A 22,089-nucleotide genomic window follows, 5' to 3' on the forward strand; every position below is an offset into this window, starting at 1 on the left:
TAAAAACAAAAATGCCTCCTCATATTAAAAGAGAGGGGATGTGTCACATGATAAAAAGTATATCAACTTTTCAAGCGACAATGGTGCTGATTCTATCCACTGGATTAATGAACCATGTTATCGTTTTGCCTTCATTGCTTGGGGCATCCGGAAGAGATTCATGGATCAGTAATTTAATCACCGGGATGCTTTTTCTAATATGGCTTCCCATGGTTTATAGGATCATAAATAAAACAAAGCAACAGCATATCATTGGCTGGCTTCATACTCACAGTCACCCGCTCGCCGCCTGGTCCATAAAAATCCTTCTTTTCTTCTATATTTTAATAAACTTGTTTGTCACTTTATTTAGCACATTTTCCTGGGTAAACAGTACTTATATGATTCAAACGCCAGAATATATATTATTTATACCTTTCATCATCCTATGTTTTATTGCTGCCGAGGCTGGAATCAAAACAATAGCGATTGCCGGGGGATTGGTTTTGCCCCTTGTTGTAGCGCTTGGGTTTACGATAATGACGGCGAATATACAGTTTAAGGATTACTCCTTGCTTTTTCCTATTTTTGAAAATGGGATTACACCTGTTTGGGACGGGGTCGTAATACTAGGTGGAGGTTTTACAGAGATATTTCTACTCGTTTTGATTCAACAGTTTATAAAGACAGAAATAAAGTTCAGGAGTTTACTTTTTTTAAGTTTATTTCTTTTGTTTATCAGTATGGGACCCATAATAGGCTCCATTACAGAGTTTGGTCCGGTACAAGCTGCAAAAATCAGCAATCCCGCATACGCTCAATGGCGGTTACTAACCATGGGTAAGTATTTGAACCGGCTGGATTTTTTATCAATATACCAATGGCTTTCAGGTGCATTTATCCGTGTATCGTTATCGATATTCCTAATGGGGGAACTGTTTCAATTTAAATCAAAGAAAATAAAAAATATTGTATTGCTTGCTATAACAGTCTCCTTAATCATTGCGCTTTGTATACCAATCGACATTCCAGCATACAGGGATTTTACGGAACGCTATTATTTTAAATTGAGTGTGATTAGCATTTTGGTCATAACTTTTTTCATTAACATGGTCATTTTTCTAAAAGAAAGGGTGAAAAAGAATGAAGCCTCTATTGAACAAGGCAAATAAGGGGAGTTCTTCGGAGATCCAACTGAAGACTGAATATTTCATTGAATTACTCGGAATGAGCTCGGATGTAAAATTCAAAAAGCATACCATTACATCTGAAAGGAAAACAGATCCGCCCCTTATTTGCACTTTGATTTATTCAGAGGTGTTGGTCGATGTCAAAAAATTGTGGGAATCAGTAGCACGGCTTGATAGTGCATTCATAAATTCTAAACTGAAGGAAGAAGAGGTTATAGAGGATCCGCAAGAAGAACTTAAAGTCAGTAGGGTTTTCCCTTCCTCCACTTTAAAAGAAAATGTGGAGGAAAACGTATTTTCCGGGATGGTCCTGATGCTATTTGAAGAATTGGATTTATTATTGATGTTTTCCCTACCAAGCATCCCGAATCGAAGTCCCGAGGAAACAAGTAGTGAAACTTCCATCCGTGGTCCACGTGATGGATTTATCGAAGATATCTCTGTTAATTTAGGGTTGATCAGAAAAAGATATAAAACTGCATCACTCGAAAATCAAGCATTTACCATTGGGAATAGGAGCAAGACAAAAATCAATTTATTATATGTGAAGGATGTTGTAAATCCAGAAACCATTGAAAAAGTAAAAAGGAAAATCTCCTCAATAAACACAGATATCTTGTTGGGAACTGCTGAACTTGAAGAATTTTTATCAGGCAGTAAGTTCAACCTAATCCCGTTTTTTGATTATACAGGGAGGCCGGATTATGCTGTAGCCAGTTTAAACAATGGGCGCTTTGTCATTTTAGTGGATGGGTCACCAACTGCCTTAATTGGGCCAGGTAATATTACACTCTTGTTAAAAGCCGCGGAAGATCGTCATACTCCTTCTTACTATACAAATTTCGAATATTTCTTTCGCATTATCGGACTGCTAGTATCAATATTTCTGCCAGGTTTTTATATAGCACTAGTATCATTTCAATTAGACCAGCTCCCCTTCTCATTTTTGGCGACGATAACCGTATCTAGATTTGGATTGCCTATATCACCTCAACAAGAGGCTTTCTTGATTTTGGGTTTATTTGAGCTGTTTCGAGAGGCAGGGGTCACACTCCCAAAACCAATCGGTCAATCACTGGCTGTTGTGGGTGGATTAATCATTGGTGATGCGGCAATTAGAGGCGGGATTACATCCCCGACGATGTTGGTGGTTGCAGGTACTACTGCGGTAGCCACCTATACATTAATCAATCAATCATTAGGTGGAATAGTAAGCATGGCCAGGTTTTATGTATTATTTCTCTCTTCTATTTTAGGTTTATTCGGATTTTTTCTCGGTGTTTTCTCTATTGTCCTTTATTTATCAAGGCTGCAGGTTTATGGTTTACCCTACTTAGCGCCTATTTCACCAATATCCTTGAAAGATCTAGGGGGCGGTGTCTTTGTTAAACCATATCTCTTTAAAAAGAAACGAGCCGAGACGCTGAATACCAGGGACAATACAAAAGGAAATCGCTAATGAAAGTGATCCTTAGAATTATACTATTTGTATTGAGCATCGCTCTTTTAAGTGGCTGCTGGGATACAAAGGATATTCAAGATATTCAATATATAAGTGCAATGGGAATAGATTATCAAAATGGTCAGTATGTCATTTATGTGCAGGTGACGTCTTTTGCCGGTGTTGCTAAACAAGAAGGCTTGGAACCAAAACCAACAACTGTTTGGGTCGCCAAAGGGCGAGGGGAAACAATGAACGAGGCCATGAATGACATTTATAAAAAGGCAAACCAATATATATATTGGGCCCATGTTAAATTGATCATTTTTTCTGAAAACTTACTAAAACATGGATTGGTCAACGTAAACGATCCCATTTTAAGATTTCAGCAAATTAGGGAAACAACTTGGTTATATGGAACCGATGATTCCTTAGAAAAGATCCTTTTTGGCAATAGTCTATTCGGCTCATCGGTACAAACAAGCATTTTCAATCCGGATGATATTTATAAATTAAGGTCCTTTGTCGAACCCATCCGGATCCAAAGATTTTATACGCAAAATTATGAAACAGGAATGACAATAAAACTACCGAAGATTTCGTTGAAAAATGAGGTGTGGAAAGCAAAAGGAAAATCCCAGAACACCGTAAAACTATCAGGGTCCTACCTTATTAAAAATAATAAACTGATGGGGGAGATAGCAAATAAACATCTAGCGGGATTGAGGTGGTTGACAAAATCAACAGTAAGGTCCCCAATTAGAATAAAAATCAACAACAACAAGAATATTCAATTATCGCTAATGAGGCCCAAATTCAATATAAAGCCAATCTATGTAAATGATGAAGTCGAATTTGATATTTCAATTGAAGTAGAAGGTGCCGTAATGGATATGGAAGAAAACATCTCCTTTCCCCACCTTAAAGAAAAAATACAACGGGCATTGGAGAAAGAAATTAGGGATACTTACAAATATGCTCTTAAAAAAAATATAGACATTTATAATTTAGAAGAAGTTATCTACAGAAAGGATTTGAAAAAGTGGAAAGAAGTTTCCAAAGAGGGTTTTAGCCTTAATGAAGAATCCATTCGTAATATTCAGGTGGATGCTACGATTAAAATAACAGGCGATTATAAATATGAGTACATGAATTGATACCTTCAGTAGTGAATCGTAGGCTGCCATGACAGAATCTTTCTTCAATGATTATGATATGGCAGCTACTGTATATGGTATAACCAACAACTAACTATGTAAGGATTTATTTTGACTTACATAACGATTAAAGGAAACTCGATTTTACTTTAATATACCTAAGCGAAATCCATAGACTACGACTTGTGTACGGTTCTTGGCTTTAAACTTTGTCATTAAACTGCTTATATAATCCCTTATAGTATGCTCGCTTAATTGCAATAATTCGGCCATCTTTTTATTGTTATGCCCCTCCGCCAGCAAATTTAAAATCATGGATTCCCGTTCCGTTAATTGTAGATCTGTATCAATGGATACCTCATCATCCTTTCTTGATAAATATAAGCCTAACCGTTTTCCGACCTGTTCAAGTAAAGTTAATTCATCTTTTGAATAATCGAATTCTTCACCTAATTGATCAAAGGTCAGCCAGCCGAAGACTTGCTGGTCATGAACAATCGGCACAAATATGACAGATGAAAGATTAAACAACGTTATATGTTCCTTTTTAATATAATGATCGGGATTCTTTAAAAAAACAGGCTTTTTTGAATTGAAAACAAAGGATTGCTTCAAGCTGAGTTGCCCTCTCATGCTTTGAACCTTGGGGAGCTCCTCTCCAATGGTGCCATAAAATTGATTGGACCAAGGAATATAAGCATAAAAAACACATCTTTTATAGTGAAAGAACTCTTCACATTTTTTTAGGATATGAGCAAAGTCCTTAATTCCTGATGAATTAATTAGAAGCTCATCTAACTGGTCTAATAGTTTCAGCCTTTTCAGTTCAGCATTTTCTTCCTGGGTTTTTGAAAGTTGCGTTGGCTCGACATCCATCCATTTGTTATAGCTATGGATGAGATGAGAGAAAATGGATAATAAGAAAAGTAGAATGGGAATGGTTTGGACCTGTTTCAGGTTGGCCATTAAGGTAACGATGGACTTTTCAAAAATTAATCGGAACATGCTGAAATGTTTCACATTTAAAATGGGTAGATGTGATTGAAGCCAAGTTTCCAGATGCTTATCGTATGTTTCATTTATGTCTTCGATTTTTGGAGCGGATAAAAATAGTAGGAATGATTCAAGTAATGTTTGTATCACCTTACGTTCATTTTCTAATATAAGGGGCTCAAGATTCAAATAAATATTGATATTTTCTTCAATTTGTTTGTTATGGCTTTTTATGAATAATATGAATTGCTGAAACGATATTTCTTCATAAGCATGTGAGGGCTGGATCATACGGGTCTCTTCTCCTTAAACAAAATACCCCTATATAAGGGGGATACTTACCCTATTATTATACAGCATATTATAGGATAGTATTTCAAATTACGAGGAGTAAAATAAAGGCATAGACAGACAATGAAGCTTTTTTTAGCGGCATTCCATTTAAAGGGATGGACAATTGCTTAAGTCAGCTTTCATTACTTGTATAGGAATACTAGCCTAGTGAGAACCTCTAAGGATGAGGATTTCAGTATCAGAAAAATAGGAAAAGGAGATCTGGTGCAATCATGAGACTTGAAAACAAAGTGGCAATCATTACTGGCGGGGGTACAGGAATCGGAAAAGAAACAGCTTTGCTATTTGCCAGGGAGGGAGCAAAAATCGTCATCACTGACATAAACCAGGAATCCGGTGATCAAGCAGTGAAAGACATTCAGGCGATCGGCGGAGAGGCCCTATTCATTCGTCATGATGTCAGCAATGAAGAAGATTGGAAAAAGGTTGCAAAGGAAACGATCGATACTTTTGATAAGGTGGATGTTCTGTTCAACAATGCGGGTATTTATATCATTAAACCGGTTGCGGAGATTGAACTGGAGGAGTGGAATCGTCTCATGTCGATTAATGTGACCGGAGTATTCTTGGGAATGAAGCATATTATGCCACTGATGGCGCAACAAAATAAAGGTTCAGTCATAAACGCTTCTTCCATAGCAGGCTTGATTGGCGCCCCTGGTCATGTATTATATGGTGCAAGCAAGGGAGCGGTCCGGACAATGACTAAAGATGCTGCTATCGAGTATGCTTCAAAAGGGGTCCGTGTAAACTCGATTCATCCAGGATATATCGATACCGGGATGGCGGACTATGCATCTGAACAAACGGGCAGTTCAAAAGATGAATTGGGTAAAGAATTCCCGTTGGGACATCTGGGCAGCGTCAACAATGTGGCGAATACAGTGCTTTTCATTGCCTCGGATGAATCTTCCTATACTACGGGTACTGAATTTGTAATAGATGGCGGAGCTACTGCTCGCTAAAATCCCTTTCTAACGGATAGTAGAAACTAAAAACTAAGGAGTGTTTAAATATGAGATTGGAAAATAAAGTGGCGATCGTAACTGGCGGAGCAAGCGGGATTGGAGCAAGTACGGCTCAATTATTTGCAGAAGAAGGAGCAAAGGTGGTCATTGCCGATTTTGCTGATCATGGACAAGCTGTGTCAGAAGAGTTAAATGGAAAAGGGTATGATACTCTTTTTGTTAAAACTGACGTGACAAATGAGAATGACGTAAAGAATATGATCGAAGAGACGGTTAATAAATATGGGAAACTGGATATCATGTTCGCAAACGCAGGGATTGCAAGAGACGGAAACATCCATGAGTTAAGCTATGAACAATGGCAAAAAACAATTGATATTAATTTATCCGGTGTCTTCCTATCCGATAAATATGCGATAGAGCAAATGCGAAAACAATCTACAGGCGGCGCCATTGTCAATACAGGTTCCATCCATAGCCATGCAGGGAAACCGGGGGTAACAGCCTATTCTGCTGCGAAAGGCGGGGTCAAACTATTGACACAAACGTTAGGTTCGACTTATGCCAAAGATGGCATTCGTGTCAATGCAGTTTGCCCAGGATATATCGATACACCACTTATTGCAAAAGCACAAGGTGAGATCAGACAAGGTTTGATCGACTTACATCCAATCGGCCGTTTAGGCAGAGCGGAAGAAGTGGCGAAAGCTGTTCTCTTCCTTGCAAGTGACGATGCATCATTTGTTACAGGCACAAGCCTTATTGTAGACGGCGGTTATACGGCCGTATAATAAGGGCAAGTTCAATGATTATTCGCTAGTTCTCTCAAACAGTCAAGTTCGTTTGATGCGTAATTGCATGATAGAGCTTCTTCCGTATGATGTGGTGTTCTGTTACCCAAATCATGCTGGAGGGCTCTTTTTTTTGTATATAATGAAAAATCCCCGGAATGCTAAAAACATTTCCTTGGAAGATGAAACGATAGAATGTCTATCGAGGATACATTTAAACTCTTTTTGAGTGTGCGGCGATAAATAAGGCCAAACGGATAATTCGATTACGATCTAGATCGCTTAATAGCTCTCTATAACTTTTATATACGTCCGGGTATCTCCCAGTAGGTATATACACCATTTCCTTCCTCTTTATATAAATTATATTAAGTTCAATAATAAAAGTGGAAGTAAATCCAATTACTAGTATTTTTATGATAAAGTTATAAAGTTGTAAAGTTGATATTTTATTACATAATTTCATTAGGTAGGAACAAAATCTGTTGATAAAGGAAGGGTTAAATGGCGAAAAGAATATTAGGTAGTATGTTGCTTTTATTACTAGGCATGGTTAGTTTCTCTTTTTTATCTGGCTTAAAAGTTGAAGCGGCAGATCGAGTGCATACTGTATCCTCTCAAGAAACGGTAGAATCGATTGCAGCGATCTATGATATATCGACAGAGCAATTAATGAATATGAATGGTTTACCGGATGATAAGTTATATATTGGCCAGAAGTTAACCATTCAGACTGCTTATACTCCTTCGAACTATCAGTGGTCAGAGAGAGGGAAACAAATTGGGAATTATGCGAAATCTTTTACAGGATTTAAAAAAACGGCTGGAGAAGAGACACCAATCAAAGGTTTTGATTCTAGCGGATTGATTCATTGGGTACTCTCCCGACAAATGGTGCCTATCGACCGTTTGTCAGTTGAAGGCTATTATAAACAAGGAATGGATACAAATACGCCTAAGGCTGGAGATATTATATTTTTTCTGGAAAAGGGAAGTTCAAAAGCCGTGACCGCTGGGATCTATCTGGGGGGAAATCAGTTCATTAATTCTGGATACGGAGCAGAGACAGTTCAGGTGAGATCTACCACAGAAAAATATTTTGCACAATACCAAGTCGAGTATAAAACGTATACACCAAAAGGAGAGCATGTCGTTCAAAATAATGAAACACTTAAAAGTATCTCGGATCATTACGGTGTATCGGTGGATACAATCAAAAAGCGTAACGCATTACCAACTGATAGCTTGATGGAGGGACAGTATCTTCAAATATACAGCAATCCCTTGTATCCATTTTATACAAATCAAGAGGCTTCCTATGATAAAGCTTATGATGTCATAAAGTATGCCTATACTCTACGTGGATTTACCTATGTTTTTGGAGAATATGATCCGATGATTGGAATGGATTGCAGCGGTTTTATCTATTGGGCCATGAAGGAGCAGGGCATTTCCCTTAAACGTGGTTCGGCAGAGGACTACTATTCCACGCTGCCGAAACTCAGCGATCCAAAGGCAGGGGACTTAGTATTTTTCAGAGATACAGACTTAAGTCAAGAGATATCCCACGTCGGTATTTATCTAGGGGATGGTCGCTTTATTCATACAACAAGGAATACTGGAGTTCATATATCTGATCTTACTTCAAGTTATTTTACTCAGAAGTTCGAAAGTTTTGGGCAAGCCCAAGTCAATATGGACTAAGATAGCCACGAGAGAGTTAGACTATTTGAATTTTCTAGTCATATTATTCATTTAAGGTTAACCTTAAACACAAATCCCGTATACTTTATTGAATACGGGATTTGTGTTTGATCTTCTCCTTTAGTTGAAGAAGGAGGCACCATTAACGAAGTTTATGGTGAGAGCGTTTTTAAAAGTTTTCACATTATGACAGGTTAATTGAAGTAATAATTATCTAGATGAGTTTTGGTTTATGTGTACTCTCATCATACTGAGGGGCTCCGTTTTTTTAAATCCGATAAATAATGCTCTACAGGATGCTAACGGGGCAGAATAGCCCAATAAAAATAATAAATCCAATTGCACCCTTCCATTTTATTAACATTTTTACAAAAATAAAAAGTCCCATAAGGTTTTTTTAAATTAACTGAAAATTCAATGTATTATCTATAAATACTAATTTATAATTGTTATACAATTGTAAAATTATACAGTTTTATTTTTGGTATAATGGTAATTATTAGAAATTTATTATGGTGTATGAATATTTACCAATAGGGAGCCTCCACCATACAAGGCTATTGAATCTTTAGCTTGGTAATTGTTCGTCCTTTGAACAGATCTACTTTTTTGGCTAGTTCTGGAGAGCTTTTGGAGACAAAGAGTGTTGTCAATTCCTGTGAACTACCCCTTAAATAAATGTCGAATGTAGTTATGATACCCTCAAAAGAATCAACTATTAGAAGTAATGTTTGTGGGTAAAGGTATTAAAAGGGAGGCGAATTGTTTTTGACTATAATAGATATTGACCAATTGCTTTTAGCTACTGAAGAACTTGCTGAAGAGTCAATTCCATTTCATCTCGATGCATTTGATATTGATCAATTATTAGATAAAACGGATAACTGGTAAAGAAAAGCATACCCGAATGAAGTGAACCCAAAAAAATGATCCCGGCAATATCGTCGGTGGCATTCTATATTATCGCCGGTTATGTACTGGATAAAATGAAAGTTCGTCGGGAAATTCATGCAGAAACGGTAACGGGAGTTATCATCTTCCAACCATTAAACCTATATTTCCGCAGTCTTTTTAGTCTGCTGCTGAAGTATTTACCGGAAGCAATAGGAGGTTCGGCAGTGGGTGTGGTCAATTTAGGGATGCAAGTGGCTGGCTTCATCGCTCCTTTGACGTTTGGTTTTGTCATAGACGCTTTCGATGGTTTATTAAATGGAGCAGTTTGGTTATTGGTTTCATCATTCGGAGTCGTTTGTTTTATCGCTTTTATGGCCTCGAAATTGGGAAAGGAAAATTTCATGACTGAAAATCCCCAAACGATTCCTGCTGTGTAATAGATTAAATATAAATGCAGGTCAATAGTGGAGTTCACATAAAATGAAATACTTCATTTTATTACTAATTATAAAAGTTTGTTAGTTAAAACAACGCGTATATAGAGAGTGGAATAAGTCTTCTTGTAAGCCTGACGTTACTGAATTTCAGTTAACAGGGCTTTTTATTTTTTTATAGACTCTAGCAATAATGTGCTGCAATTAATCTAAATGGTGGAGTGTTAAGACCTATATCCGGAAAAAGGGAAATGCATGTACCAGTATCGTGCAGAAAGCACTGAAAAAAAATATTCAGTCGAACCTATCCGTATTGATGGGTTTACAGGAAAAAGGTTTACTTTTTTTGTGATTCGGATGATTTGCCTCGTTTGATGGGAGGGTAAAATGGATGAATACGATGATTTAAAGAAGTTGGCCAATTAAACGATAAGGATTCCTGGATGTGTCGATACTATTTAATTTATCTCCACTTGTATTCCATATTTCGATGATAACTGAAATAATCACCAGCTATAATATCTGTAGATCGGTCATTTAAATATGTCAGGAGATAAAAAAATGAATGTTTACAAATTTACACTGTTGATTCTTTTAACTACATTTTTAATGGGGTCTTCTTTTGCGGTGGTTAAAATGGGTCTTCCTTATTCATCGCCATTATTATTAGCAGCATTACGCTTCACACTTGCCGGATCCATAATGGCGATGATCGTAATCTTGTTAAAAAGACCGCATCCAAACTCTAGAGGGGATTGGATAAAAATGCTCATTATCGGCACTTTTCAAACAGCCGGAGTCATGGGGTGCATTTTCCTGAGTTTACGCACGATTTCAGCAAGTGAATCCTCCATACTTACATTCACGAACCCGCTACTTGTTGTTGTTTTCGGTACCATCTTTTCACAAACACGCTATAAACTATATCAATGGATTGGAGTTTCATTAGGAATAGTTGGAGTAATTATAACGATGGGAGCTCAACTTGAATTTAAGGTTGGTATTCTTTTCGGCATTCTTTCTGCTGTTTTCTGGGCCATTTCCACCTTATTGGCGAAAAAATGGGGAGCGATTTCCGATACATGGGTATTATCTGCTTATCAGATGCTTTTTGGCGGTTTACTGCTTTTTCTTGGCAGCTTAATTCTTGAAAAACCATTTTTCATAATGAATGGTCATTCGTTGTTCATTTTATTATGGTTAAGTATCATGTCATCGATCGTGCAATTCGCTGTTTGGTATTACCTTTTACAAAAGAGTGATCCAGGAAAAACAAGTGCCTTTTTATTTTTGGCACCTTTTTTCGGAGTATTATCAGGGTGGGCACTATTAGGTGAACCGATATACACTTCACTCCTAATTGGCGGACTGTTTATTATCATTGGCATCTATCTTGTAAATAGCAATTTCCAAAAGGAAAATAAATTTGTTAAAAGGGCTTTATAGTAATCGCATGGATCGTCCTAAGCTGCTAAGGACAGAAAATCCCTCGTGAAAAAGAAAAGAGCATCTTTACTTTTTCACGAGGGATGATTAAATTATACCTCTATGCAAAAAACTTCCTTAAATCCTTCTTTCCCTTTAGCCGTTACTTTTACTGCGCGAATAGATGGAACACGGACTATCCAGCCTAAATCAAAAAAATGTGTAAGGAGTCCTTTACCTAAAGCACCGCCAAGATGATGGTGACGTTCACTCCAGTCTAAACATGAGTGGGAAAAAGAACGGCGTTTTTTTCTTAAATCAAGTAAATCTATGCCGAACTCAGAAAAAAAACGATCTCCTTTGGGTGTGACTGTAAACTCTCTCTCTTCTTTTTTCAAATATCCGGCTTTCAACATCGATTCAGTTAATTGGACTCCTAGTTTTCCTGCCAAATGATCATAACAAGTCCTGGCTTCCTTAAGCAATTTGACTTGGCTTGATTGTTTCAGCGACCGAACTTCAGGAGGTGGGGAAATGGCCAGAAATGATTCTAAAATGCGCGCAATTTCTCCATTTGCTAGCTGATAGTAACGATGTCTTCCGTGCTTTTCAACTTTAACAAGATTTCCTTCCACTAATTTAGAAAGGTGAAAGCTGGCGGTTTGTGGTGTTATTACAGCCATCAATGCTAATTCACCTGCCGTATGGAAACGCCCGTCCAGTAAACTTGCAAGAATTGTTGCACGTGACTTTTCCCCAAGAAGGGAGGCTATCTCCACCATATTTGGATGTATACTCAAAATAGTTACCAACCTTTCTACCGATGTTTTAGTTTGAATAAACTGAACGCAAAAGTAAATGGCATTAAAAATATGTAAACTTATTTTTCTATTATACAGTACCGCTGCCCTGCTGTATGTTCACGATTCCCGCTTTAAATATTTTTGAAAACGGCTGATAAAAGGATCCATATCGCCAGCGCAGGAAAAATTATAGATTTTAAAAGAATTGACCTTGAAGCATAAAATCCGTGGGCACTCCCGTTTGAATTTCACTTCAACGAAAAGCTTGGACGGGTAATTATATAGATTCAATTGTTTCCAGAATACTGGAAGGTTTTTTATTGATGTTAAAGGGGCATCCGTTAAATTGGGTGCTTTTTTTGGGGGGAGATTGTGAAATCAGGAGAGGTTATTAAGAAGACTTTCTATCCTTTGGATAAGCGGTTTTTAATGAAGTATATTCTTTGTGAACTAGGCATACATTTTTACATGTTCACTAACAGGAAACGTTCCTTAATAGTCTTGGAATAAATATCGGTGAATAGTCCCTTTTGTCGAATTTTATTAGTCAAATAGGAGGGAATGGAGAGTATGAAAATATCAGACATTGGATTTAAAGGCCAAGTTTTTGGATTTATAAAGTTCACACCTTTTGTGAAAAGTTTCTTATCTGGAGATTTATATATGAATAATTTCAAAAAGTATATTGATATGGAAAGTGCTTCAGGAGAAAAAGGTGTAGGGGACAAATTTGAAGCAGCACATGTTTTTACGGAATTAACAATGAATTTCTTTACTCAAGATGCCCATGAATTAATCATGTCGGGGCGAACTAAAAAATTGAATTTCAGAAAAAATATAAATGAAAAAAGACCATTATACTGTATGTTTGCAATTGTCGGCGAAATGTTAAAAGTGGTTAAGGAGGATGAAAAGTATTACTATACCAAATTTGATTTACCTAAAGAACAAATCAATAAAATGATCAGGGAGTTCGGAGATAGCTTGATTTTTGTTACCCCATCTCAATTTATTGACAGAATTACTAGAACACTCAATGAAAAAGGATATGCTTACAGAGGGGGCTTGGTAAAATATGATGATTATAACATCAATTCCTCAGCTAGGATGAGCTCTTATAAAAATCAAGGGACTGATATTTATTTTTGGAAAGATAAATATTTTGAAAATCAATATGAATATCGCATAGTCCTCACAGATCAAGAAGTTGACGAAGCTTTAATCGTGAACGTAGGTGATATTTCAGACATTAGCACTATATTTAATGCAAATGAATTTTTCAGTGATAAGTTTGAAATAAGATTACGAAAGAAAGGAAATCTAAGCATCCATTAAATTGGGTGCTTTTTATTTGGCAAGAGGGATAAAGAAAATATAGAACTTTTTAAATAGAAGAGTTAAATAAACCGGAAATTCCAGGATTATCGCATATACAAAGGGGTTAATACTTCATTTATATTCACTAGTATTGGTCTTGTCTGTTAGGTTTATATCAGTTTCAGAGAGGTTTTTGTTGAATGTTGGACTCTATAGAATGGCGCTCTCTTAAAAGATCCATAAATGGTTTAAAGTCAAAACGCGGAAAACATACGTTAAGCAAATTTCGGCAACGTAAATGCAATGGTGATTAGTGGTTATTTGCCACTGTCAGAACACCAGCGAATTAGGCTAATCCCCTCCAATCTGATAAAGACGGTACTTTGGATTTAGAACAAACCCTGCTTGCCTATATGGAGAACGACCGTCAAGCTACACAAACAGCCAAAATTTTGCATATCCATGTTAATACTTTATATCAAAGGCTAAAAAGGATCGAAGACAAGCTTCAAATTTCCTTTTCGAATCCAGAAGACATTTTAAAAGTTCAACTTGCATGTTATTTAAGAAATTCAATCGTCTCACTAACTTGACTACCGCAATATTATTATTAACTGTTTGATAAGCATGCAGGGTAAGAGAGCTTTCGCTTTTGTAACAAACGAGGTAAAGTGTTCACTTGAATTCTGGTTGGCAACAGCTTGCAGGTCCTGCAAACTCAATAATAGTAAATAGATCTCCTTTTTCTGTCTCTGCCATGAATGTAAAGAAGGTAGCCAACAGGACTTTTGAAGAGCCAGAGATACCTAATTAACATAGGAAAAATGACTATTCTTTATATCTGCTTCAAATCCAATAAAAAATTAAAAAGGTTTCGGGAATTTTCCGAAACCTTTTTGTCTACAAATTGGGGCTCTATAAGATAGAGCCTATATTTTATTACCTTTCACAAGCATAGTTGTCTTTATCGCGGTCCATACTTGGTACATAAGCAGGATGTCCAGCTGGAACACCGTTTGGATATGTACCTCGTAAATCGGTACAGTTTGCAAAATCTTCCCTTTCTCCTGACGATGTAGAAGCAGTTGATTGATTTGAATTTTCTTTTGCAGTAGAGGTAGAAGTATCTTTACTTGCAAGTTGAGTATTTAAACTATCAACTTCTTTTTGCAAACTTGTATTTTTAGTTGTTAGATCACTAATCTGTTTATTTAATGAATCTTTTTCTGATGAGAATGCCTTTTTTTCTTCTTCCAATGTTTTTAAATTATTTTCATATTCGGTAATATTAGAAGCTGTTTCTTTAATTTCTGACTCAAGATCCGTAATTTGTTTTTCAAGCTTCGTATTTTCTAATTTTAAAGTTTTATTCTCAGCTGTTAACTTTGTATTTTGTTCTATTTCATCATCAAGTTTAGCTTGAACTCCTGTATCCAAAAACGATATTCCAACAATAAAAAATATTATTCCACCAATGAGCGAAGGATAAAAAATCTTTTTAGATAATGCTCTTTCTTTGTTTTTCATCTTTTTGATAAAATGGTAGATCAGGTAAAAAAAGGAATATAAAATAGCGAGAAACCCTAATAGTGCGATGGCTGGCATAACTAACACTCCCTTAAATATAATCATTGCTAACCACTAAGATTTATATTTTTAAACTAAAAAAACAAGCACTTATTTTTTGAAACTTCCTTCCTAGTAGTATATTTCTATAATTCTACAAAAAAATTCAATTTCCTTTTTAAATGTTTAGATAGGCGTTACATATCACCATATATTTTTATGATTCATCTTGTGATAGCAATTAATTGTAGGGGGGATTTAAGAATCATTTTAATTACTTAAATCACCAATTACGGACGTAGCATATTGCAAATTAGAAGCGGATCAATGAAAAAAGATGGTTCTATATGTATGTCCTTTTTGATCAATAGCTTATTTTATTTATGTAACAAAAAGAAAGATGTTTAAGAAAGCTTTTAAAATGGTAAATAGTGAAGAAACAGTATTTTGGGGCTAAAATATGAGTGATTTATTATTTGAGGGGGATTTTACTTTATGACCTTAACTAAAGAGAATCTCCCTATATTGGTAGCAATTATTGCAGCATCGTTAGCATATTTATATACAAAAAGAAATAATAAGCTTAATAATTTTTATGCTCAGGTGAAGGAGAGCTTAGAGGGCATATTAGTGTCAATGTATTTTGACTTAAGAATTATTTTCCAAATTGAGGATGAGTTTTAAAAAACTATGAAGTACAAAAATGGTTTAATATGCATGGTCGTATTGAGATGTCTCTTTTCAAATTGGGTGACCGTGATCTGATAAATTCTTATTTAGTTTTAGAAAAGGAATATAGGAAACTCAGAAACAGACACAGATAGATTAAAAAGCGTTCTATATTAACTTGGAGCGCTTTTACAGAAGTTAGATAAACACTATTGGAATTCTTTCCAATCTTTATATAATGACTATAACTAGTTTAATACAGTTTTAAATAGGCCTTTTCCTGTTAAAATAGCTTTGGGGAGACACTTACTGAACTATAGTGAACTAATATTTTACCTAAGTACTTTTACCATATTTTTCGGAATTTACTTTAGAGTATTAAAAGAATTTGGTGTATCTGAAAAAAATATATTTTGGATACCTATTGATTTTATAACGATGGCTACACAATTGGCGGCGTTTTCCATTATGTTAATTGTATTTACTGATTTATTTCTACCTTGCAACTCTAAATGAATTGAGGTATTCGAAAAAGTTGGAAATTTCATATTATCTCCAGTAAGAAAGTTAATTAAGATATTAAAAAGATAAAAAATGTGAATTTTTGCTTTTATTCAGTGGCATTAGAGTCTGTCCCTTAGAAACAAAAAGTTAAGTGTTCTCTGTTATATACTGAGATTCAATTGGATGGACATGGAAACGCTTAACGTATGGTGTTTTGTGAGGATGGAAGGAAATGTACACCCCCTTCCGCCATGAGGATAGCCTATCCTTAGCAATTATTACAGGCATTTAACTTCCATTTAAGTAGCCTTACCAAGTGACAGAAACATATCTACACACATGGAAGAAAGAGAAGACTAGAAAATCTTCTCTATTTTCATTTAACCCTTTTCACGATAATTGGTTCTTCTCTCTCCTAGCTGTCTTGCAACCTTTTTAGCCTTCTTCTGCTCAGGGTTTGAATATAGGGCAGCCGTTGTTGTACAAGTATGACCAAGTTGAGATCAGTAAATGGATGTCTCCTAACTGCTCCATTAAGTTTGTCCAATACGTATGTCTCAGTTTGTGCAGGGACATCGATTTATTGGAACTAAATGCCTTTGTGTATCTTTACTAGAGCCTCGATTGCACGGTTGGAAAGAGGGGTGGCACTATCATTGTTTGATCCCCTGTAACGTTCCGTGCGCACAGCTAGGTATTCTTTTATGTCCTGTATAGACGGAGGAGAGACTGCCACAACATCCTTTTTTCCACCCTTACGTAAAACGTGTATTTGTTTTTCTTCGAAATCCAAGTCACGTAGCCTTAAGTTGGATAACTCGTTCACCCGGATACCGCTTCCTAAGAAGAGGGATAAGATTGCAAAATCACGTTCCTTGTCCATTTTAAAATAAATGAGTTTCCTGTACTTTTCAGGTAGCTCCTTTTCATAGTCATGCTTCACGAATTCAAGAAACCGAGCATCCTCATCATAGTGGAAAATCTTTGTCGATATTCTGAATGCACGCGATCCCAATGTTTCTTTCACTTTATTCACTTCAATTTTCAACATGACATTTCGATAGAAGTAAGGTTCGCCATCTTCATTTTCGGTCTGGGTCGTTAAATACTTGAAAAGGGAACGTAATGCTGAAATTTTCTGATTGACAGATACCTTTTCCGCTTTTTTCAATGAAATCGGACAAATCGAAAGAGGAATTCAAAAAGTTTCTTAGAGACAAGTCGGATGGAAATGAATAGAACTAAACAATTCTTTAAAAAAGGGGTGCAACCATTGCACCCCTTTTTTTTGTAGATACCATGCTGATGTCCCTTCCCAAGGGGGCTATTCGATTGATGGCATCCTGGAATCTTTCTTAAGATTTGTGAGTTAATATCTCATAAAGAATAAAAAGAGGGTTTCTCCTCTTTTTTTTCAATATAGAAATATTACATAATACGTGTGATAAAAAATTGCACTAGTAAAAGGTTTACACGATTTCAATTAAAAGGATATATTCGACTTGAAATAACGAAGAACCTTTTATAGAAATGTAAAATAAAAAAAAAAGTGGAGGAACTTTCTTGATTGATTTGACAAGGAAATAATTAAATGGAGCAATATGTTGTAATATATAGCATAAAGAGCTAAATAAATGCTGTGTTCTTGTTGAGATCACATGAAGGCTTAAGTAACTAGGAGGGGTTTGGTGAACGAAAAGGACTGCATGATGCTTCAATACATATTGGAAGAACAGAATATTACCAAAGCAGCAGAACGCCTTTATATAACACAGCCTGCGCTGACCTATCGGCTTCGACAAATAGAGAAAGAATTCGGAGTGCCCGTTATAATGAAAAGCGGAAAAGGTATAAAGCTTACTCAAGAAGGTGAGTACTTGGTTTCTTACTCACAAAAAGTACTCTTAGATTTGAGAAAAACAAAAGATTATGTCGTTAACATGAAAAATGAAGTAGAAGGCCATCTAAGAATAGGAGTTTCCAGCTATTACGGACTATATAAACTTCCTCCCATTTTAAAATGTTTTATTAGTACCTACCCGAAAGTGCAGATTAACGTTGACACTGGGTGGAGTAGTGAGATTTATGAATTGCTACTCCATGAGGATATACACGTGGGGATTGTTAAAGGAGATTATCAATGGTATGACCAGAAATATCTGATTAATGAAGAGAGCATATGCATTATCTCTCAAGAGGAAATAACTTTGGACAGTTTGCCAAAGATACCGAGAATCAACTTCAAGATTTCCAAACAAGCAGGAAGTTATCGTTACTCATCGTTGAGTCAAACCATTGATTATTGGTGGTATGAGAGATTTAATGAGTCACCTCTGATAACCATGCAAGTTGACAGCTATGAAACCTGTAAAGAGATGGTGAAAAATGGGTTGGGATACGCAATTATTCCTAGTAGCTTTTTGAACCCTAGTGATGAACTGTATAGGATAGATATGATTCGAAAAAATGGCCAAGCAATTAAAAGGAATACATGGATGTTATATAAAGAAACGTCATTGCAATTCACGATCGTGGAGAGGTTTGTTAATTACATAAAAAGCCTGAAATAAATAAAGTAAAGGGGGATTCCGGTTATAGGGGTACCCCTTACTATTTGGATTAATGATAAAAATTTTTTATTAAAATATATTAAATTAATTAATTTCACTTATTGATATATGTTATATAAAATAAATTCAGAAGATACAAAAAAATATTTTAATCTAAAAGGAGAATTTCAAAATGATTAGTGAAAAGCTAAATCAAAAAGAACGAATAGAACAGGCTATTGAGGAACGTGATGCAGAGCTGGGCGAAATAGCTTTGAAGATACATGCTAACCCAGAGTTGAGTTTTCAGGAACAAAAGGCTGTTGAATGGTTAACAGCTCCTCTTATTCAAGCAGGCTTTCAGGTTGAAAAAGGTATTGTTAACCTTGAAACCGCTTTCCGTGCTACATGGGAGGGAACCCAGGGTGGCCCTACCATTGCTCTATTGGCGGAGTATGACGCTCTCCCTGAAATCGGACATGCTTGTGGACACAATCTTATCGGAACGGCAGCAGTTGGTGCTGCACTTGCTCTAAAAGATTCCTGTCCTGATCTGCCAGGACGGATTGTCGTACTTGGTACTCCAGCGGAAGAGGATGGTGGTGGGAAGATCATCATGTGTCAAAAGGGAATCTTTGATGACATAGATGCTGTTATGCTTTGCCATCCGCATAAGAAGACGATGGTACTTCGTGGAGGATTAGCCTGCGTTGATACAACCTTCCAATTTTTCGGAAAAGAGTCCCATGCTTCCTCGGCGCCAGAAAAAGGGATTAGTGCACTCGATGCGTTAATTAACTCCTTCGTAGCGATTAATACTCTACGGCAGTTTTTCAAAGAAGATGTAAAAATTCACGGAATTATCAGCCAAGGTGGGGGTGTTCCAAATGTTGTTCCAGGATACTGTGAAGCAAAATTTATATTACGCGCTTCAACAGTGAAAGAACTTGATGTAGTACGAGATAAGGTGTTTACGGCTGTGAGGCATTCGGCGGAGGCAGTAGGGGCACGAGTTGAAGTGAGCGAGGGTCTTATTTATGCAGAACGAAACAACAACAAAGAAATGGCAATGTTGTTTCAAAGAAATCTAGAGTTAATGGGAATCGAAGTCAGTGATCCTCCAAAGAAAGGCGGTATTGGATCTTCTGATATAGGTAACGTAGGACAGGTGACCGCAACAATACATCCTTATATTGAAATTGGAGATGTTTCCGCACATACGGCTGAGTTTTGTCAAGCTGCTGGTTCGGAGAAAGGGTTAAAGGCTCTAAATCATGCAGCGAAAGCTTTGGCCATGACAGCGTTTGATTTATGTGTTGATTCCGATGCATTGCAAAGAGTTCGTGAAGAGTTCGAAAACTGGAAGAAAAAACGAAACGTGGAGGTATGATGATGCATGATGTTCAAGAAAGGCCCGACATGCAGCAAGATAGGAAGCGAGCTTTCCGCCTGAAACAAGTACTTAAAATGCCCCATACTTTTGTCATACTGGTCATGCTAATTTTCTTTGCCGCTGCTTTAACATACTTAATTCCTGCAGGCGAATTGGACCGAATAGAGGATAAAACCACCGGGAAAGAACTCGTGGTAGAAGGGTCTTATCATCAAGTTGAAAAGAATCCTGTTGGAATTTTTGACATTCCGTTGGCAATCGTTCATGGGTTAATAGATGCTAGTGACGTTATATTCTCTATATTAATTGTTGGAGGAGCATTTCAGGTTATTATGGCCACCGGAACCGTTGAAGCTGCAACTGCAAGAGTGGCGAGGCGGTTCTCAAAAAATGAAAAATGGGTTATCCCAATTTTTCTTTCCCTTTTTTCCATTGGTGGATTTACGATGGGGATGGCTACAGAGGGCATAGTATTTGTCCCAATAGGCATAGCCATTGCAAGATCTCTTGGATATGACGCCATAACTGGAACCGCAATGGTCGCACTAGGGGCTTCTTGTGGATTTACAGCGGGTCTGCTAAATCCCTTCAATGTAGGAATTGCACAAGCGATTGCTGGAGTTCCTCTGTTTTCTGGGTTGTGGCTAAGGGCTATTTTACTGGTCGTTTTCCTAGTTATTACAAGCATATACCTCATTCGTTATGCGACCAGGGTGAAAGAAGACCCCTCCAAGAGCGTTGTTTATGACTTGGAAAAAAATGCCGCAGAAAAGAAGGTCGATTTTTCGCATTTACCTTCCATGGAGATTAAACACTACCTTACAATCTTGACAATGATACTTAGTTTTTCTCTTTTAATCTGGGGTGTTTCTAATAAAAACTGGGGAATAGAAGAAATATCTGCACTTTTTTTGACGATGGGCGTTGCATCAGGGCTTTGCGGAGGATTTGGTCCCAGCAAAATCTCAAACGAATTAGTAAAGGGAGCTACTGCAATTACATTTGGAGCGCTCATTATTGGCGTAGCAAGAGCTATCGTTGTTGTATTGGAACAGGGAGATATTATCGACACTATTGTAAGTAGCTTAGCAATGATAGTGGGGGAGTTACCTAGTTCTATGCAAGTTCTAGGAATGTATGCCTTCCAGACCCTTATGAATGTGATGATAACATCGGGATCAGGGATAGCAGCTACAACAATGCCAATCATGGCACCTCTTTCTGATCTGCTTGGCATATCAAGACAAACTGCTATTCTGGCCTATCAATTAGGAGATGGTATTTCTAACCTTATCTTACCCGTATCCGCTACACTAATGGGAACCCTTGCTGTTGCTGGTATCCCCTATCAAAAATGGGTGAAATTCATGTGGCCGTTAATGTTGATTTGGATGGGCACGGGAGCCGTCTTTCTGTTGTTTGCGAATATTATAGACTATTGATATTGCAATAGGGGAGGGGAACAACCATGGATAGAAATGATTCCCGCAATGAAATGGATTATAAATTGTTAACACGATAAAAGACTGGAGTGGAGGAACATCTAAAAGTCTATTGCCAGATGAACCTACTAACCGGAGAAAAAGAAAAAAAGAAGCAGAAGTACCCGTCGATTATATCGTTAAAAAGCTTGAAGAATACGGTTACGTATCATGAGGGGATCAAACTGATGGAACAGGCGGTTGCTGACCAATTGAAAGTGGTAATGACAACGAAACTGAATATAGGGATTAAACATGTAAGTTTACCCGTTGCTTATTTACCAGGTGATACCGAAGAATTTATATTGTTGTCTGGTCATAACCACTCGTGGTACAAGGGAGCCACAGACAATGCGGGTGGCAATAGAAATATAGTATAAATACCGATCCTTTTAGATAGTTTTTATCATAAAAGTTTACCATAATAAATTAAATTCAGAATAAAACAGAAGTGCTCATAATTTAATGTTCATAAGA

General features: G+C 36.8%; 20 protein-coding genes. 16 read left to right on the forward strand and 4 right to left on the reverse strand.

Annotation, left to right across the window (positions count from 1 at the left end; translation table 11 throughout):
- The first annotated feature begins 47 nt into the window (after positions 1 to 47).
- Genes ACQKFG_RS22260 through ACQKFG_RS22270 form a run of 3 tightly spaced genes read left to right on the forward strand, consistent with a single transcriptional unit; the run spans position 48 to position 3,767 of the window.
- Entirely contained in the window at positions 48 to 1,151 is a 1,104-nt protein-coding gene (locus tag ACQKFG_RS22260) for an endospore germination permease (protein WP_427562963.1), read from the forward strand.
- The gene (locus ACQKFG_RS22265) at positions 1,123 to 2,628 is read left to right on the forward strand and encodes a spore germination protein (protein ID WP_427562966.1); all 1,506 of its coding nucleotides are present in this window, start codon (positions 1,123 to 1,125) and stop codon (positions 2,626 to 2,628) included. Before ACQKFG_RS22260 ends, ACQKFG_RS22265 begins: the two co-directional genes overlap by 29 nt.
- The gene (locus ACQKFG_RS22270) at positions 2,628 to 3,767 is read left to right on the forward strand and encodes a Ger(x)C family spore germination protein (RefSeq protein WP_427562968.1); all 1,140 of its coding nucleotides are present in this window, start codon (positions 2,628 to 2,630) and stop codon (positions 3,765 to 3,767) included. The genes ACQKFG_RS22265 and ACQKFG_RS22270 overlap by 1 nt, the downstream gene beginning before the upstream one ends.
- A 144-nt stretch (positions 3,768 to 3,911) precedes the next feature.
- On the opposite strand, the gene ACQKFG_RS22275 is transcribed toward ACQKFG_RS22270, so the two are convergent.
- Positions 3,912 to 5,051: a LuxR C-terminal-related transcriptional regulator gene (locus tag ACQKFG_RS22275; protein ID WP_427562971.1), complete on the reverse strand. Its 1,140-nt coding sequence runs from the start codon at positions 5,049 to 5,051 to the stop codon at positions 3,912 to 3,914.
- A gap of 275 nt (positions 5,052 to 5,326) precedes the next feature.
- Here ACQKFG_RS22275 and ACQKFG_RS22280 point away from each other — a divergent pair, with 275 nt between their 5' ends.
- The 6 genes from ACQKFG_RS22280 to ACQKFG_RS22305 all read left to right on the forward strand — a co-directional run bounded on the left by ACQKFG_RS22280 (position 5,327) and on the right by ACQKFG_RS22305 (position 11,351).
- Positions 5,327 to 6,079: an SDR family NAD(P)-dependent oxidoreductase gene (locus tag ACQKFG_RS22280; RefSeq protein WP_427562973.1), complete on the forward strand. Its 753-nt coding sequence runs from the start codon at positions 5,327 to 5,329 to the stop codon at positions 6,077 to 6,079.
- Positions 6,080 to 6,129: 50 nt separating this feature from the next.
- Positions 6,130 to 6,873: a glucose 1-dehydrogenase gene (locus tag ACQKFG_RS22285; RefSeq protein ID WP_349729951.1), complete on the forward strand. Its 744-nt coding sequence runs from the start codon at positions 6,130 to 6,132 to the stop codon at positions 6,871 to 6,873.
- 504 nt (positions 6,874 to 7,377) lie between these two features.
- Positions 7,378 to 8,577, forward strand: a complete 1,200-nt coding sequence (locus ACQKFG_RS22290; protein WP_427562977.1) for an NlpC/P60 family protein — start codon at positions 7,378 to 7,380, stop codon at positions 8,575 to 8,577.
- Between the two features lie 768 nt (positions 8,578 to 9,345).
- Positions 9,346 to 9,468 (forward strand): hypothetical protein, encoded by a 123-nt coding sequence (locus ACQKFG_RS22295; RefSeq protein WP_260320863.1) that lies wholly within the window; start codon positions 9,346 to 9,348, stop codon positions 9,466 to 9,468.
- 35 nt (positions 9,469 to 9,503) lie between these two features.
- A complete protein-coding gene (locus tag ACQKFG_RS22300) occupies positions 9,504 to 9,908 on the forward strand; it encodes a hypothetical protein (RefSeq protein WP_427562980.1) in 405 nt (134 codons plus the stop codon).
- A gap of 558 nt (positions 9,909 to 10,466) precedes the next feature.
- On the forward strand, positions 10,467 to 11,351 hold the full coding sequence (locus ACQKFG_RS22305; protein WP_427562983.1) for a DMT family transporter: 885 nt from the start codon (positions 10,467 to 10,469) through the stop codon (positions 11,349 to 11,351).
- Between the two features lie 92 nt (positions 11,352 to 11,443).
- Here the strand turns inward: ACQKFG_RS22305 and ACQKFG_RS22310 are convergent, their stop codons facing one another.
- Entirely contained in the window at positions 11,444 to 12,130 is a 687-nt protein-coding gene (locus tag ACQKFG_RS22310) for an ArsR/SmtB family transcription factor (protein ID WP_427562986.1), read from the reverse strand.
- 573 nt (positions 12,131 to 12,703) lie between these two features.
- Between ACQKFG_RS22310 and ACQKFG_RS22315 the strand changes: the two genes are divergently transcribed.
- Both ACQKFG_RS22315 and ACQKFG_RS22320 read left to right on the forward strand, forming a co-directional pair.
- The gene (locus ACQKFG_RS22315; RefSeq protein ID WP_427562989.1) at positions 12,704 to 13,468 is read left to right on the forward strand and encodes a hypothetical protein; all 765 of its coding nucleotides are present in this window, start codon (positions 12,704 to 12,706) and stop codon (positions 13,466 to 13,468) included.
- A 365-nt stretch (positions 13,469 to 13,833) separates the two neighbouring features.
- On the forward strand, positions 13,834 to 14,043 hold the full coding sequence (locus ACQKFG_RS22320) for a PucR family transcriptional regulator (protein WP_427562992.1): 210 nt from the start codon (positions 13,834 to 13,836) through the stop codon (positions 14,041 to 14,043).
- 346 nt (positions 14,044 to 14,389) lie between these two features.
- Here ACQKFG_RS22320 and ACQKFG_RS22325 read toward each other — a convergent pair whose 3' ends face one another.
- Entirely contained in the window at positions 14,390 to 15,055 is a 666-nt protein-coding gene (locus tag ACQKFG_RS22325; RefSeq protein WP_427562995.1) for an excalibur calcium-binding domain-containing protein, read from the reverse strand.
- Positions 15,056 to 15,511: 456 nt separating this feature from the next.
- On the opposite strand from ACQKFG_RS22325, the gene ACQKFG_RS22330 reads away from it, so the two are divergent.
- Entirely contained in the window at positions 15,512 to 15,700 is a 189-nt protein-coding gene (locus tag ACQKFG_RS22330) for a hypothetical protein (RefSeq protein ID WP_427562998.1), read from the forward strand.
- 1,078 nt (positions 15,701 to 16,778) lie between these two features.
- On the opposite strand, the gene ACQKFG_RS22335 is transcribed toward ACQKFG_RS22330, so the two are convergent.
- Positions 16,779 to 17,360, reverse strand: a complete 582-nt coding sequence (locus ACQKFG_RS22335; protein WP_427563001.1) for a tyrosine-type recombinase/integrase — start codon at positions 17,358 to 17,360, stop codon at positions 16,779 to 16,781.
- Positions 17,361 to 17,877: 517 nt separating this feature from the next.
- Between ACQKFG_RS22335 and ACQKFG_RS22340 the strand changes: the two genes are divergently transcribed.
- The 4 genes from ACQKFG_RS22340 (at position 17,878) to ACQKFG_RS22355 (ending at position 21,992) form a co-directional block, all read left to right on the forward strand.
- On the forward strand, positions 17,878 to 18,759 hold the full coding sequence (locus ACQKFG_RS22340; RefSeq protein ID WP_192204261.1) for a LysR family transcriptional regulator: 882 nt from the start codon (positions 17,878 to 17,880) through the stop codon (positions 18,757 to 18,759).
- A gap of 172 nt (positions 18,760 to 18,931) precedes the next feature.
- Positions 18,932 to 20,128, forward strand: coding sequence for a M20 family metallopeptidase (locus ACQKFG_RS22345; protein ID WP_427563004.1), 1,197 nt, complete (start codon positions 18,932 to 18,934; stop codon positions 20,126 to 20,128).
- Positions 20,129 to 20,130: 2 nt separating this feature from the next.
- Complete coding sequence (locus ACQKFG_RS22350) at positions 20,131 to 21,573, forward strand: YfcC family protein (protein ID WP_427563007.1); 1,443 nt, start codon at positions 20,131 to 20,133, stop codon at positions 21,571 to 21,573.
- Positions 21,574 to 21,662: 89 nt separating this feature from the next.
- Positions 21,663 to 21,992: a hypothetical protein gene (locus tag ACQKFG_RS22355; RefSeq protein WP_427563010.1), complete on the forward strand. Its 330-nt coding sequence runs from the start codon at positions 21,663 to 21,665 to the stop codon at positions 21,990 to 21,992.
- The last annotated feature ends 97 nt before the right edge of the window (positions 21,993 to 22,089 follow it).

This window comes from Peribacillus sp. NPDC076916 (assembly GCF_050269675.1).
Classification (GTDB): domain Bacteria; phylum Bacillota; class Bacilli; order Bacillales; family DSM-1321; genus Peribacillus; species Peribacillus aracenensis.

Bases quoted from the DNA above. Each gene is read 5' to 3' on its own strand.
- ACQKFG_RS22345 (WP_427563004.1), top strand. From the start codon at position 18,932: ATGATTAGTGAAAAGCTAAATCAAAAAGAACGAATAGAACAGGCTATT.
- ACQKFG_RS22285 (WP_349729951.1), top strand. From the start codon at position 6,130: ATGAGATTGGAAAATAAAGTGGCGATCGTAACTGGCGGAGCAAGCGGG.
- ACQKFG_RS22300 (WP_427562980.1), top strand. From the start codon at position 9,504: ATGATCCCGGCAATATCGTCGGTGGCATTCTATATTATCGCCGGTTAT.
- ACQKFG_RS22290 (WP_427562977.1), top strand. From the start codon at position 7,378: ATGGCGAAAAGAATATTAGGTAGTATGTTGCTTTTATTACTAGGCATG.
- ACQKFG_RS22325 (WP_427562995.1), bottom strand. From the start codon at position 15,055: ATGCCAGCCATCGCACTATTAGGGTTTCTCGCTATTTTATATTCCTTT.
- ACQKFG_RS22265 (WP_427562966.1), top strand. From the start codon at position 1,123: ATGAAGCCTCTATTGAACAAGGCAAATAAGGGGAGTTCTTCGGAGATC.
- ACQKFG_RS22330 (WP_427562998.1), top strand. From the start codon at position 15,512: ATGACCTTAACTAAAGAGAATCTCCCTATATTGGTAGCAATTATTGCA.
- ACQKFG_RS22305 (WP_427562983.1), top strand. From the start codon at position 10,467: ATGAATGTTTACAAATTTACACTGTTGATTCTTTTAACTACATTTTTA.
- ACQKFG_RS22315 (WP_427562989.1), top strand. From the start codon at position 12,704: ATGAAAATATCAGACATTGGATTTAAAGGCCAAGTTTTTGGATTTATA.
- ACQKFG_RS22270 (WP_427562968.1), top strand. From the start codon at position 2,628: ATGAAAGTGATCCTTAGAATTATACTATTTGTATTGAGCATCGCTCTT.
- ACQKFG_RS22350 (WP_427563007.1), top strand. From the start codon at position 20,131: ATGCATGATGTTCAAGAAAGGCCCGACATGCAGCAAGATAGGAAGCGA.
- ACQKFG_RS22275 (WP_427562971.1), bottom strand. From the start codon at position 5,051: ATGATCCAGCCCTCACATGCTTATGAAGAAATATCGTTTCAGCAATTC.
- ACQKFG_RS22280 (WP_427562973.1), top strand. From the start codon at position 5,327: ATGAGACTTGAAAACAAAGTGGCAATCATTACTGGCGGGGGTACAGGA.
- ACQKFG_RS22260 (WP_427562963.1), top strand. From the start codon at position 48: ATGATAAAAAGTATATCAACTTTTCAAGCGACAATGGTGCTGATTCTA.